Source organism: Nonomuraea sp. MG754425 (assembly GCF_021699195.1).
Classification (GTDB): Bacteria; Actinomycetota; Actinomycetes; order Streptosporangiales; family Streptosporangiaceae; genus Nonomuraea.
The window spans coordinates 1-13,724 of sequence record NZ_SSXE01000118.1; the positions used below are offsets into that span (position 1 = coordinate 1).

At 72.0% G+C, this 13,724-nt stretch carries 11 protein-coding genes; 2 read left to right on the forward strand and 9 right to left on the reverse strand.

Features of this window, described 5'->3' with window-relative positions:
* Positions 1 to 64 precede the first annotated feature (64 nt).
* Genes FAF44_RS33750 through FAF44_RS33770 form a run of 5 tightly spaced genes read right to left on the reverse strand, consistent with a single transcriptional unit; the run spans position 65 to position 6,769 of the window.
* Positions 65 to 1,288: an acyl-CoA dehydrogenase family protein gene (locus FAF44_RS33750; RefSeq protein ID WP_237107383.1), complete on the reverse strand. Its 1,224-nt coding sequence runs from the start codon at positions 1,286 to 1,288 to the stop codon at positions 65 to 67.
* Between the two features lie 8 nt (positions 1,289 to 1,296).
* Complete coding sequence (locus FAF44_RS33755) at positions 1,297 to 2,289, reverse strand: ABC transporter ATP-binding protein (RefSeq protein WP_237107384.1); 993 nt, start codon at positions 2,287 to 2,289, stop codon at positions 1,297 to 1,299.
* Positions 2,279 to 4,219 carry a dipeptide/oligopeptide/nickel ABC transporter permease/ATP-binding protein gene (locus FAF44_RS33760; RefSeq protein ID WP_237107385.1) on the reverse strand — a complete coding sequence of 647 codons (1,941 nt, stop codon included), beginning with the start codon at positions 4,217 to 4,219 and terminating at the stop codon, positions 2,279 to 2,281. Before FAF44_RS33760 ends, FAF44_RS33755 begins: the two co-directional genes overlap by 11 nt.
* Positions 4,212 to 5,150, reverse strand: coding sequence for an ABC transporter permease (locus FAF44_RS33765; RefSeq protein WP_237107386.1), 939 nt, complete (start codon positions 5,148 to 5,150; stop codon positions 4,212 to 4,214). Before FAF44_RS33765 ends, FAF44_RS33760 begins: the two co-directional genes overlap by 8 nt.
* Entirely contained in the window at positions 5,147 to 6,769 is a 1,623-nt protein-coding gene (locus FAF44_RS33770; protein ID WP_237107387.1) for an ABC transporter substrate-binding protein, read from the reverse strand. Before FAF44_RS33770 ends, FAF44_RS33765 begins: the two co-directional genes overlap by 4 nt.
* 105 nt (positions 6,770 to 6,874) lie before the next feature.
* Between FAF44_RS33770 and FAF44_RS33775 the strand changes: the two genes are divergently transcribed.
* Complete coding sequence (locus FAF44_RS33775; RefSeq protein WP_237107388.1) at positions 6,875 to 7,543, forward strand: TetR family transcriptional regulator; 669 nt, start codon at positions 6,875 to 6,877, stop codon at positions 7,541 to 7,543.
* 130 nt (positions 7,544 to 7,673) lie between these two features.
* Here the strand turns inward: FAF44_RS33775 and FAF44_RS33780 are convergent, their stop codons facing one another.
* The 4 genes from FAF44_RS33780 to FAF44_RS33795 are packed head-to-tail and all read right to left on the reverse strand — an operon-like array spanning position 7,674 to position 12,440.
* Positions 7,674 to 9,629, reverse strand: coding sequence for a DUF6807 family protein (locus FAF44_RS33780; RefSeq protein ID WP_237107389.1), 1,956 nt, complete (start codon positions 9,627 to 9,629; stop codon positions 7,674 to 7,676).
* Positions 9,629 to 10,681: a mandelate racemase/muconate lactonizing enzyme family protein gene (locus FAF44_RS33785; RefSeq protein ID WP_237107390.1), complete on the reverse strand. Its 1,053-nt coding sequence runs from the start codon at positions 10,679 to 10,681 to the stop codon at positions 9,629 to 9,631. The genes FAF44_RS33780 and FAF44_RS33785 overlap by 1 nt, the downstream gene beginning before the upstream one ends.
* Positions 10,678 to 11,550 carry a 5-dehydro-4-deoxyglucarate dehydratase gene (locus FAF44_RS33790; RefSeq protein WP_237107391.1) on the reverse strand — a complete coding sequence of 291 codons (873 nt, stop codon included), beginning with the start codon at positions 11,548 to 11,550 and terminating at the stop codon, positions 10,678 to 10,680. Before FAF44_RS33790 ends, FAF44_RS33785 begins: the two co-directional genes overlap by 4 nt.
* Positions 11,547 to 12,440: an NAD(P)-dependent oxidoreductase gene (locus FAF44_RS33795; RefSeq protein WP_237107392.1), complete on the reverse strand. Its 894-nt coding sequence runs from the start codon at positions 12,438 to 12,440 to the stop codon at positions 11,547 to 11,549. The genes FAF44_RS33790 and FAF44_RS33795 overlap by 4 nt, the downstream gene beginning before the upstream one ends.
* A gap of 192 nt (positions 12,441 to 12,632) precedes the next feature.
* On the opposite strand from FAF44_RS33795, the gene FAF44_RS33800 reads away from it, so the two are divergent.
* Positions 12,633 to 13,586, forward strand: a complete 954-nt coding sequence (locus FAF44_RS33800; RefSeq protein WP_237107393.1) for a LacI family DNA-binding transcriptional regulator — start codon at positions 12,633 to 12,635, stop codon at positions 13,584 to 13,586.
* Positions 13,587 to 13,724: the final 138 nt, after the last annotated feature.

Sequence of the window (13,724 nt, forward strand, 5' to 3'; positions counted from 1 at the left end):
CCTCCCCCTCTGACCCGCACGACGTCCGTCCGGCTGGGGGTGGGCCGGACGGACGTCGTGCGGGTCAGAGGGGGAGGCCGCCGGTGGCGGAGGCGGTGGAGCCGGTGGCCTGGTAGGCGGCGATCGTCCGTTCGGCGATGCGCATCTGGTGGATCTCGTCGGCCCCGTCGGCGAAGCGGGCCCAGCGGGCGTGCTGGAACATGTTCGCCAGCGGCGTGTCCGTCGAGTAGCCCAGGGCCCCGTGCACCTGGATCGCCCGGTCCACGATCCGGTTGAGGCTGCCGGCCACGAAGTGCTTGGCCATCGACACCTCCGTTCGGAAGTCCTCGCCCTTGTCGATCTTGGAGGCGGCGTGCAGCACCATGAGCTTGCACTGGTACAGCTCCATGGCCGAGTCGGCGATCAGCCACTGGATGCCCTGCTTCTCCGCGAGCAGGGAGCCGTGGCTGTAGCGGTTGAGCGCGCGGTCGACCATCATGTCCAGGGCCGTCTCCGCCTGCGAGATCCAGCGCATGCAGTGGGCCAGGCGGGCCGGGCCGAGGCGGTACTGGCCCAGGCGGTGGCCGTTGCCGCGACCGCCGAGGATGGCGCTGTCGGGCAGGCGCAGGTCCTTGATGACGATCTCGCTGTGGCCGGTGGAGCCGTGCATGGTCTCGACCTCGCGGACGTCCTGCCAGCCCGGGTTGGGCAGGTCCACGAGGAAGGCGGTGTTGGCGCCGCGTGAGCCCTCCGGGACGTCCTTCTCGGTCCTGGCGATGAGGATGGCGAAGTTGGCCCGGCGGGCGTTGGAGATGAACCATTTGTGGCCGTTGATCACCCATTCGTCGCCGTCCTGGACGGCCTCCGTACGGATGAGCGTGGGGTCGGACCCGGCAACCTCCGGCTCGGTCATGGCGAAGCAGGACATCTTGTGCCCGTCGAGGAGCGGTTGGAGGTAGGTCTCCTTCTGCTCGTCGCTCGCCCAGTGCAGGAGGGTGTGCATGTTGCCCTCGTCCGGGGCCATGCAGTTGAGCACCCACGGCCCGATGCGGGTCTTGGCCGCCTCCGACTGCACCATCGCCAGTTCCACATGGCCCAGGCCCATGCCGCCCCACTCCTTCGGCATGTGCGGCAGCCACAGGCCCTCCGCCTTGGCCAGGGTGCGCAGGTGGAAGAGCACGCGGAGGTACTCGTCGCGATCGCCCTCCTTCAGGTCTCCCATGGTGGGGACGACCGTGCCCTGGATGAAGGCGCGAACCCGCTTGCGGATCTCCTCGTGCTCGGGGGCGAGAGTGAAATCAATGGCCATGTCGGTATTTACTCCTTGCTGGAAACAGGTAGGGCTGGGTAGTGACAGGCGAGCCAGTGGTCGTCGCCGACCTGCCTGATCTGGGGCTCCTCCGCCGCGCAGCGCGCCGCCGCGCTCGGGCAGCGGGTGCGGAAGCGGCACCCGGACGGCGGGCTGACCGGTGACGGCGGTTCGCCGCTGATCAGGGTGTCGGCGGGCGGCAGGCCGGAACCGCCGCCCGGGATGGAGGCGATCAGGGCACGGGTGTACGGGTGCGCCGGGCGGGCGATCAGGTCGGCGCCGGGCGCCAGTTCGCACACCTTGCCCAGGTACATGACCATGATGCGGTCGCTGACGTTCTTCACCACGGCCAGGTCGTGGGCGATGAAGACGAGCGTGAGCCGGTAGCGGGCCTTGAGGTCTTCGAGCAGGTTGAGGATCTGGGCCTGCACGGAGACGTCCAGCGCGGAGACGGGCTCGTCGCAGATCACCACCTCCGGGTCGAGGATCAGGGCACGCGCGATGGAGATGCGCTGGCACTGCCCGCCGGAGAACTCGTGCGATCGGCGCTCCGCCGCCGTGGCCGGGTCGAGGCCGACCGCCTCCAGGACCTCGTCCACCCGGTCGCCGGGGAGCCGCCACACGCGCGGGCCCTCCCCGACGATGTCGCGCACACGGCGGCGGGGGTTGAGGGACGAGACGGGGTCCTGGAAGATCATCTGGAGGCGCTGCCTGACCAGGCGCAGGGCGTCCCCGCGCAGGGCGGTCAGCTCGACGCCGTCGAGCCGGACCGAGCCGGAGCGGGGCGGCGGAAGCTGGACGAGCGCCCGCGCGGCACTGGACTTGCCGCAACCGGACTCGCCGACGATGCCGAGCGTCTCGCCGCGCGCCAGGTCGAAACTCACCCCGGACACGGCCCGCACGGTGCGTCCACGTCCGGCGGGGAACTCCACGACCAGATCCTCCACCCGCAGCAGCACGTCGTCACGGGGACGCAGGTGGGCCTTTCCGCTACCGGCCACGGCTCTCAACTCCTGACGCGTTCTCCGGGGCCGGCGCCCCGGCGGCTGGTGGGCGGGTGAGCTGCGCCGCCGTGGCCGGGTCGGGGCCGGCCACCTCCAGGGGGAACCAGCAGGCTTGCCGGTGACCGTCGCCGTCCTGCGCGGACAGCGGCGGCGTCTCGATCGCGCACCGCTCCTGTGCATACCCGCACCGCGCCCGGAACGCGCATCCCGCGGGCAGCCCCGCCAGGTCGGGCGGCCTGCCGGGGATGACGCGGAGCTCGTGGTGCACCGGATCGGTGAGCCGCGGCGCGGCCCGGAGCAGAGCCTCGGTGTACGGCATCCGCGGCCGGGCGAACACCTGCGCGGCGGGCCCGCGTTCCACCACCTTCCCGGCGTACATGACGATCACCTCGTCCGCCCACCTGGCGACCACCGACAGGTCGTGGCTGACGAGCACCACGGCCATGTCCCGTTCTTCGCGCTGCCGGTGCAGCAGCCGCAGCACCTGGTCCTGGATGGTGACGTCGAGCGCGGTGGTGGGCTCGTCGGCGAAGAGCACGTCGGGACGGCACGAGAGCGCCATCGCGATCGTCACCCGCTGCCGCATCCCGCCCGAGAGCTGGTGGGGGTAGCGGCGCAGCACGCGCACGGGGTCGGGGATGCCGACGGAGGCGAGCAGCCGGGCGGCCTCGTCGCGGGCCTGCCTGCGGCTCATGCGCAGGTGCACCCGCAGCGGCTCCATCACCTGGGTGCCGATCGTGCGGACGGGGTTCAGCGCGGTCATCGGGTCCTGGAACACGGTCCCGAGCCGCCGCCCGAGCACCGAACGCATCTCGGCGGGGCCGTGCGTGGTCAGGTCGTCGCCCGACAGGTACACGTGGCCGTCCCGGACCGAAGAACCGGGCAGCAGACCGAGGACGGAGCGGATCAGCATGGACTTGCCCGACCCCGACTCGCCGACGATGGCCAGCGTCCGGCCCCGGTCCAGCGTGAAGGAGACGCCGTCCACGGCCTTGACGACGCCGCGCGGCGTGACGAAGTGCGTGCGCAGCTCCTCGACCTGGAGCAGGGTGTCGCGCACCGGGTGCGCCGCGGCGGGCGGCCCGGCGGCGACGGCCTGGCGCACCGGCTCCAGGCCACTCTCGCGCACGTCCGTCATGGCCCGCAGCCGGTCGCCGACCAGGTTGAACGACAGCACGGTCAGGAACATGGCGATCGAGGGGGCGAGCACGACGTGCGGCGCGTCCTCCATGAGCGTGCGGCCCTCGTTGATCAGCCCGCCCCAGGTGGGGGTGGGCGCCTGGACGGACAGGCCGAGGAAGGCCAGGCTGCCCTCGGCCACCACGACCACGGCCATCCCGATGAAGGCGTACGAGGCCGCGGGGACGGCCACGTTCGGCACGATCTCGCGCCACAGGATGCGCCGGTCGCGCGCCCCGAGCACGCGGGCGGCCAGTACGAACTCGCGCTCGGCGAAGGTGAGGGTGGCCCCCCGGATCAGGCGCACCCAGGACGGTATGCCGAGCACGCCGAGCACGATCAGCACGTTGCGCAGGCTCGCCCCGGCGAAGGCGACCACGGCCAGCGCGAACACCAGCGCGGGGAACGCCTGCGCCACGTCGTTGACGGCCATGATGACCGCGTCCGTGGCCCGCCGCCGGTATCCGGCCAGGATGCCGAGCGGGGCCCCGACGCCCAGGCCGAGGAGCACCGCGCCGATGCCGACGCCGAGCGAGACGCGCGCCCCGTGCACGACCCGGCTGAGCACGTCGCGGCCGAGGCCGTCGGTGCCGAACGGGTGCGCGAGGCTGGGCCCGGACCGGGGCGGCCCGGCGAGCGTCTCGTCGTAGCGGGCGAGCGGCAGCAGGTCGGCCAGGAGGGCGGCGAGCAGCACCAGTCCGATCCAGCCGACCGCCAGGCAGAACCCGAGCCCCAGCCGCCTACGCACGCCGGATCCTCGGGTCGACGGCGGCGTACACGAGGTCCACCGCGAAGTTGACGACCACGTAGCCGACCGAGATCAGCACGACGCCTCCCTGAACCGTCAGGTAGTCGCGGGAAAAGATGGAGTCGACGATGAGCCGCCCGACGCCGGGCAGGCCGAAGAGGGTCTCGATGATCACGGTGCCGCCGATGAGCGCGCCCAGGTTGAGCCCGATGGCGGTGATGAGGCTGATCGCGGACGGCCGCAGCGCGTGCCGCCACAGGATCCGGCGCGGCGACAGGCCGCGGGCGCGCGCCAGCGTGATGTAGTCCTCCTGGAGGGTGGCGATCAGGTCGGTACGCAGCAGCCGCGCGTACACGGCGAACTGCCCGCAGCCCAGCGTGATCGCGGGCAGTACCACGGAGGTGAGGTTCCAGCCCAGGTCGAGGGTGATGGGCGTCCAGCCGGTCGCGGGCACCACCTGCCAGGTGACCGCGAAGACGAGGATCAGCAGCACCCCGAGCACGAACACCGGCGTCGACAGCAGCGCGAAGCTGAGCGCGGTGAGCGCCTGGTCGAGGGCGCGCCCGGCGCGGCGGGCGGCGGCCACGCCCACCGGGATCGCCAGCCCGAGCGCGACGATCTGCGCGGCGACCAGCAGTTCCAGCGTGACGGGCAGCCGCCCGGCCAGCTCGCCGCCGACGGGCATCCTGGTGATGTACGAGGTGCCGAAGTCGCCGCCCAGCAGGCCGCCGAGCCAGTCGAGGTAGCGCACCAGCAGCGGCTGGTCCAGCCCGAGCTCCCGGACGAGCTGCGCGCGGGCCTCCTCGGTCGCCGACAGGCCCAGGATCTGCGTGACCGGGTCGCCGGGCAGCAGGTTGAGCAGGGCGAACGACAGGAAGGTCACCACGACCAGCACCACCAGGAGCCGGACCAGCCGGTGGACGACGATCACCGTTCGCTGACCCAGAGCTGGCCGAACGGGTGGTACGGGACGGGCGAGCCGGTCAGCGGCAGCCCCTTCTCGCCGTCGGGCAGCACGTGCTCGCCGATGCCGCGCACCTTGGTCTTGGCGATGATGGCCCCGGTGTCGAGGTGGTCGACGAACACGTACGGCACCAGTTCGCGCAGCCGTTCCTGCACGGTGGCGTAGGCCGACTTGCGCGCGGCCGGGTCGGGGTCGGTCCGCCCGGTGTCGAGGGCGGCGCTCAGCTTGGCGTCCTTGAGCCGGGTCATGTTGAGCGAGATGGCGCCGACGGGCTTGGCGTACGCCTGGTGCATCCAGATGTACTCGCCGTCGGGGTCCTGCGCCGAGAACTGCGTCCACACGGTGGCCGCGTAGTTGCCGGTGATGGCGCGGTTGATCAGGTCGGCCTGGTCGGCCTGCTTGATCGTCACCTTGACGCCGGCCTTGCGCCACATGTCCTGGGCCAGCTCGACGCCCTGCATGGTGTTCGGGTCGGGGGTGGAGATCAGCTCGAAGCTGATCGGGCCCTTCTCCGCCTCGACCTCCTTGATCAGCGCGGTGGCCTTGGCCAGGTCGTAGTCGGGGTAGCCGCCGGCGGCGTACCAGGGGGAGTCCTTCGACCAGGGGCCGTCGGCCGGCTGGGTCAGTCCGCCGCGCAGGGTCGAGATGACGGTCTTGCGGTCGGTGGCGTAGGCCAGGGCCCGGCGCACCCGTACGTCGTCGAGCGGGGCCACGGCGGTGTTGAGCAGGAACATGTACTCGGCCACGGCCATGCCCCCGGCCCGGTGGACGGTGTAGGCGTCCTTCAGCGCGCCGAACTTGGTCAGGTCCTCGTCGCGGGAGGTCCCGATGGCGTCCACGCCGCCGGCTTCGAGGGTCTGGGCGCGGGTCTGGCTGTCGGGCAGGATCCTGAACTCGATCTCGTCCAGGTACGGCAGGCCCTGCCGCCAGTAGCGCGGGTTGCGGGTGACGACCATGCGGTTGTCCGGCACGTACTCCTTGAACAGGAACGGTCCGGTGCCGACCGGCTTGAGGCTGGCCGTCTTGGGGTCGGTGAGCGAGGAGGGCGGCACGATCATGCCGTTCTGGGCGGCCAGGTAGTAGGGGAAGGCCACCCACGGCTGGTTCAGCACGACCTTGACCGTCATCGGGTCGGGCAGCTCGAACGACTCGATCGGCCCGAACACGGCCGCTGTCAGGGGGGAGCGCTTCTGGGCTTCGAGGTTGGCCTTGACGATGTCGCCGGTCAGGGAGATGCCGTCGGAGAACGAGATGCCCGACCTGACCTTGATCGTCCATTCGTCGTACTTCTGGTTGGGGGTGAGCGACTCGGCCAGGTACGGCTTCCAGCCGCCGTCGGCGTCCACGCTCACCAGCGGCTCGATGATGGTGCCCGACATGCTGTAGCTCTGGGCCGCGAACTGGTCGGTGACGGGGTTGAACCCGTTGGCGTCCGCGCTCAGCGCGTAGATCAGCCGCCCGCCCTGGGCCGGCCCCGTCGCGGGCGCGCCCGACGGGGCTCCTGGTTCAACCGGCCGCTGCCCGCTGCACGCCAGCAGCACCGTCGCGGCCAGCGCCAAGGTGGCCGGCATCCTCCAGCGTTTCATTCACGCCTCCTCCCGGCAGGTCCCCCCGAGAGCAATTTCACCGATAGTACTATCGGTGAAATTCCGCACAAGTGGCGCGAGAGAATCGTTACGGAGGGAGGGCCGATGACGAGCACACCGCTCAGCAGGAGCGAGGCCAAGGACCTGACCCGGCGCAAGCTCATCCGAGCCGCGCTGGCGATCCTCGACGAGGAGGGGGAGGCCGGGCTCAGCACCGTCAAGGTGGCCAGGGCCGCCGGCATCGCGCAGTCCAGCTTCTACGTGCACTTCAAGGACATGCAGGAGCTGCTGCGGGTGCTCGCGGAGGAGGGCGGTGAGCGGCTGCGCTCATCGATGAGAGAGGCGCGGCGCCGGGCCCGCGAGTCCCCCGGCGACCTCGGCCTGCACCGCGAGACGTTCCGCATCCCCCTGGAGTCCATCTGCCGGCACCCCGAGCTGCTGCGCATCCAGATCAGGGCGCGCCACGACCCCTCCTCCTCGCTGCGCGACTTCGCCTCCGAGACCGCGGCGGCCTACCGCGAGCACCACGCCGCCGACCTGGCCGCCCTCGGCTACACGGCCGACAACGAGCGCGACCGGCGGCGGCTGGACATGATCGCCGACGGGATCAACGCGGCCACCAACGCGCTGGCCATGGGCCACCTGGAGGGGCGCTACCCCGACCTGGACGAGGCCGCCGACATCCTGACGGCCCTGTCACGAGGCGCGCTGCGGCTGCTGAGATCGACGTCGGGGGCGACCCGGCCCGGTGATGAGCCGCCCGCACGACCCTGACCACGCCGCACGATCCTGACCACGCCGCACGATCCTGACCACGCCGCACGACCCTGACCACGCCGCACGATCCTGACCACGCCGCACGATCCTGACCACGCCGCCGTCCCCCCGGGCAGGGGGCGGCGGGTCAGCGCAGCAGTTCGCCGGCGACGGTCTCGGCGGCGGCGTGGTCCAGCCGGCCGTCGAGCACGGCCGTGACCACCCGCCTCGTCAGCGCGCTCGCCACGACGAGCGGACGATCCCACGCCAGGGCCTGGCCCACCCCCGGATACTCCTCGACCCGCACGAACCACGGGTCCCCGTCCGCCTGGGCGAAGACGAGCGTCCAGCCCTGGCCCTGGGGCGTGGTGCCCACCATGGCCAGCCAGGGAGCCGTGCTGCCGTGCACGGACGCCTCGTCGCCCGGCAGCGTCAGGCGGGCGTGCGAGGTGCCCGGCGCCCGCCAGAAGAAGCCGCCGTAGCCCGCGCCCGCCCGGCCCTTGGTGGCCGAGCTGTTGATCTCCAGCGGCGCGCCGGTCAGGTTGGTGAGGGTGAAGGCGAAGTCCAGCGCCCAGCCCCGCGCCAGGGGCCGCGCGGACACCGTCCGCTCCTCGCGCGCCATCAGGCGGCCGTCCGGCCCGAGCCACTCCAGGTGCTCGGCGAAGCCGTCGTCGTCGAGCCGGGAGAAGGTCACGTGCCGCTGCGTGCCGTGGTCGTCCAGCCAGGTCGGGCCCTGGTCCTTGACGTACGTGCGCCCGCCCCAGAAGTTCGCGCCGCCGAGGTCGGAGACGGCCACGCCGACCCCCAGGTGGTGCACATGGTCCTCCGGGCGGACCTCGGTGACCTCGACGCCGCCGAGCGTGCGCACCCCGTGCAGGTAGGGCCGCGGCGCGTCGGTGGCGGGCAGGTCGGGACGCAGCTCGTACGCGGCCACCGGCCGGCCCGACACCATCAGCTCCACCCGCGTCCACGGGACGTCGAGCTCGGAGAAGAGCGCCAGCTCCCGCGCGCTGAGCCGGGTCAGCTCCGCCACGCCGGGCAGCACCCGGCCGACGACCTCGCCCGCGGCGTCCCGCTCCACGATCTGGTACCGCTCGGGGATCGGCACCGGCTCGGGAGCCAGCCTGATCGCGTCCAGCACCTGCGTGAACCGCTCGGTGGCGGCCAGCGGCACCAGCAGCTCCGCGCCCGTGCGGACGTGGTCGATGAGGTTCTCCAGCAGGTCCGCCCGGTGGTGCACGGTCGTCTTGGCCGAGCCGTCGGGCAGCTCCACCGTGAGCCGGTCGTGCGTGTACGCCAGCGTGGCCCGGCCCGCGTCGCCGTGCACGACCAGGTAGGCCGCACCGCGCACCACCGCGCCCGGCTCGCGCGCCGGCGGCGCGGGGGGCGCGCACAGGGTGGCCGCCATCGTGATCGTGAACCCGTCCGCCAGCCGGACGCGCACGCAGGAGGTGTCGTCCGACTCGATCGGATGGGCGCGGAACAGCTCGGTCTCGATCTCCGCGATCGGGCCGTCGGCCAGCGCCAGCGCGGTCGAGACGGCGTGCGCGAACGGGTTCGTCAGCGCGCCGTCCATCACGTCCACGCCGTTCAGGCGGCGCTTGCCCGACCAGGGGGAGCGGGTGAAGTAGTCGGGCGGGCGGTGCCAGGCGCCCCAGCCGCCGATGCCGCGCACCCGGCCGAGCCCGCCGTTCGCGATCAGCTCGCGCAGCGCGGGGACGGCCGCCGAGCCGAGCGACTGGAATCCGACCTGGCAGGCCAGCCCGGTCTCCTTCACCGCCTGGGCGATCCTGCGGTGCTCCTCGGGGCTGGGCGCGGGCGGCTTCTCCAGCAGCACGTGCGAGCCCGCGCGCAGCGCGGTGACCGCCAGGTCGGCGTGCGTGTTGATCGGCGTGCAGATGACCGTGATCTCCGCGCCGGTCTTGTTGATCAGCCCGCCCAGGTCGGACGACTGCAGCGGTGCGCCGAAGTCCACCTCGACCGGCCGCAGGTCGCAGATCCCGACCAGCTCGACCAGTCCGCGCGCGGCCTGCTCGCGCAGGATGCGCAGGTGGTGGGCGCCGTGGCCGTGGGCCCCGGCCAGCACGACTTTCACCGGTGCCATCACGACCACCTCAGCCCGAGCCCGGCGTGCCCGCCCGCGCGCAGCACGCCGTCGGAGATCTCCACCGGGTACGGCTCCGCCAGCAGCCCGAGCCGGCCGAAGGAGGCGTCCTCCACGTCCTCGGCCATGACCGGCAGCGGCAGGGACAGCGCGAGCTGCCCCGATATCTCGCTCAGCAGGTGTGGGTAGACCGGCACGTCGTACGCCCTGGCCAGCTCCACGATCCGCAGGAACGGCGTGATGCCGCCGACCCGCACCACGTTCGGCTGCACCACGTCGCACGCCCCGGCCGCCAGCAGGTCGCGGAAACCGTAGACGGTGTAGACGTTCTCGCCGACCGCGACCGGCACGTCGATGGAGCGGCGCAGCTCCACGTGCGCGGCCACGTCGTCGGCGGGCAGCGGCTCCTCGATCCAGTGCAGGTCGAACTCGCGCAGCGCGGCCAGCGCCCGCCGGGCCCGGTGCAGGTCCCAGCGCTGGTTCGCGTCGATCATCAGCAGCCGGTCGGGGCCGATCACCTCGCGGACCGCGGCCACCCGGGCCACGTCCTCGGCCGGGTCGGGCCGGCCCACCTTGATCTTGACGCCCCGGTAACCGGCCGCCACCCACCGTTCGGCCTGGGCGACCAGTTCCTCCAGCGGATAGTGCAGGTTGACGCCGCTGCCGTAGACCGGCACCTGCTCGCGCCGCCGGCCCAGCACGTCGGGCAGCGCGTCGCCGCCGCAGCGCAGGTCCCACAGCGCCAGGTCGATCCCGGCCAGCGCGATCGTGGTGACGCCGCCGGGGCCCGCCTCGCGCAGGTGCCGCCACAGCCGGTCCCACACCACCTCGGGGTGCGCGGGCAGGCCGATCAGCGCCTCGCGCAGGTCGTGGTCGAGCAGCGCCTTGACGGCGTGCGCGCCGATCTGCGGCGTCCAGGAGAAGCCCGTGCCGGTGCGCCCGTCCTTCAGCGTGACGGACGTGACGATCACGTGGTTGTGCGGCACGTCCACGCCCCACGGGCGGGGCAGCGGCGCGCTGCGCAGCTCCGTGCGCAGGTCCGCGATCGTCATGACGCGACCTGTCCCAGACCGGTCTTGATCAGCGCCTCCAGCTCGGCGAGGTGCTCGTCGGCCACCTCGACCAGCGGCGGGCGGACCGTGCCCACGTCCAGGCCGCGCAGCCGCACACCGGCCTTGACCAGGGAGACCGCGTAACCCGGCACCTTGCCGCGCAGCCGGACGAGCGGGGCGTAGAACTCGGTCAGCAGCCGCTCGTCACCGTTGAGGTAGGCCAGGGCGATCTCGGGAGCGAACGCGAAAACCGCGCTTGAGTACAGCTCCACGCCGATGCCCCGGTAGGCGGGCATGGTCAGCTCGGCCGTGGGCAGCCCGTTGAAGAACAGGAAGTCCGGGTACTTCTCGCGCACCGCCAGCACCGTGCGCTGCATGCGGTCGATGTCGCCGACGCCGTCCTTGAGCCCGATCACCCCGGGGACGCCGGCCAGCTCCACCACGGCGTCCGGTTCGAGCACGACCGAGCCGCGCTGGTAGACGATCACCGGCAGCACCTCGGCGACCGCCCGCACGTACGCCGTGAAACCGTGCCCGGGCCCCTGGGCCAGGTACGGCGGCATCAGCAGCAGCCCGTCCGCGCCCGCCTCCCGCGCGGCCCGCGCCTGGTTCAGCGCCGCGCCGAGCGGCCCGCCCGCGCCCGCGAGCACCGGTACCCGGCCGGCCACGACCTCGGCCGCGACCCGCGTCGCCCGCGCGTGCTCGGACTCCGACAGCGCCGAGAACTCGCCCGTGCCGCACGCCACGAAGACGCCTCCCGGCCCGTGCTCCATGCCCTGGCGCACGTGCTCGGCCAGCACCCCCTCGGCGAGTTCGCCGGCGGCGTCGAAGGGGGTCACGGGGAAGAACAGCACACCGCTGAGATTCATTCGGTTTCATCCTTGAGTTCGGTACGCCAGCTTCGCTTGGGCTGCCAGCCGAGCAGGCGCTTCGCCTTGGCGGTCGAGAAGGCGGGGGTGGTGCCGGTGAGCCCGGAGGCCAGCGCCTCGGTGCCGGGCACGACCTGGGGGAGCAGGTCGGCCAGCGGCTTTCTGGCCAGCGCGTCGGCCGCGCTCGCGAAGAAGACCTCGCCGGTCGGCAGGCCGGGCAGCGCCTCGGCGAGCACGGTGATCATCTCCGCGGCGTCGCGCGAGTCGATGTAGTTGAACAGCGACACCCCGCCCAGCTCGGGCCGGTCGAGCCGTTCGCGCACGGTGTGGCCGGACTGCGTGGGCGCGCCGGCCCACTCCTCCGGCGGGATCACGAAGCACGGCCGCACGGCCGCCATCTTCGTGGCGCCCGCCACCGCGTGCGCCTTCATCGTCTCCTCGGCCGTGACCTTGGACAGGTTGTAGGCGTTCCACGGGCGCACGGGGTGCGCCTCGTCGATCGGCAGGTACGACGGCCTCCAGCCGCCGGGCGCGCCGTACCCCATGACGGTGGGGCTGCTGGCCACCACCACGCCCGCCACGCCCATGGCCACCGAAGCCGCGCACACGTTGTACGCGAGCTGCGTGTTGACCTTGAAGATCACCGATTCCGGCAGGCTGAACGGCGTCGCGATCGCGGCCAGGTGGATCACCGACTCGGGCCTGAATCTGGCCAGGACGTCGAACGTCTCGCCCGTGTCGGTGAGGTCGGCCGGCAACGTGACGGCCGCCTCCGCCGGGGTTCCTGGCGCGCGGTCGACGCCGATGACCTCGTGCCCGGCCGCCGCGAGCGTGCTGACCACGCTGCGGCCGAGGCGTCCTGCGCTTCCGGTGACGAGGACTCTGCTCACCGTGTGAGACTCCTTCAAGACTGCAAACAGTTGCACTAAACCTTCAGGTCCGGAAGGGTGAGGCGTCAAGAGGTGATTTCGTAACCGCCCGTCTAGCTGGGGGTTCCTAGGGACTTCTGAATCGCGACGATGCGGCAAGCGCTTTCATCGTACTCGCGGGTTCTGCAAGCGGTTGCGTTAGGGTGAGCGACTGTGACAGTGACGATTCGTGATGTGGCGAGGGCCTCCGGCGTCCATGTGTCGACGGTGTCCCGGACGTTCTCCGCGCCGCACATGGTGAACGCCGCCACCCGCACCAGGGTGCTGACGGTCGCCGAGGAGCTGGGATACCGGCCCAACCGGGCGGCCAGGGCGCTCACGACCGGGCGTACCCACAATCTCGGCCTGATCGTGGCCGACATCGCCAACCCGTTCTTCCCGCCGCTGATCAAGGCGGCGCACTCGGCGGCCAGGCAGCGTGACTACCACCTGTTCGTGGCCGACACCGACGAGGAGCCGGCCGCCGAGGAGGAGCTGGTGCAGGCGTTCTCCAAGCAGGTGGACGGCGTGGTGCTGTGCAGCCCGCGCTCGTCCAACAAGGCGCTCGAACGGTTGGCCGAGCGGGTGCCGTTCGTGGTGATCAACCGGCGGCTGCGCGGCGCGGCGACCGTGCTGATGGACGTCGGGCACGGCGCCAGGCTGGCGGTCGAGCACCTGGCCGGGCTGGGCCACACGCGGGTGGCGCTGGTGTCGGGCCCCGCCGGGTCGTGGACCAGCGCGGAGATCCGGACGGCCGCCGAGCAGGTGCCGGGCGTCGAGCTCCTCGTCATCGGCCCGAACGCGCCCACCGAGCGCGGCGGGTTCGCGGCGGCGGCCAAGGTGCGCGACTCCGGGGTGACCGGCGTGCTGGCCTACAACGACCTGGTGGCCATCGGGCTGATCGAGGGGCTGGGCGATCTCGGGCTGAGCGTGCCGGAGGACATGAGCGTGGTCGGCATCGACGACATCGTCCCCGGGCGGCTGAACCGGCCGAAGCTCACCACCGTGGCGATGCCGACGGCCGCGGCCGGGCGGCTCGCGGTCGATCTGCTCATCCAGGAGGTGACGGCGACGACGTCGCTGGAGACGCGCCTGGTCGTCAGGGACTCCACGGCGCCTCCGCGCTAGCTCCACTTCTGCAAACGGTTGTACTAAATCGGATCGTAACTCATCAGACTTATTGAGCGAGCAAGCGTGCTACCTGCGGAAACGTCGTGCCGATATATCGGTAACGGCTATGTAACGTCTGCAAAGGGTTGACGTAAC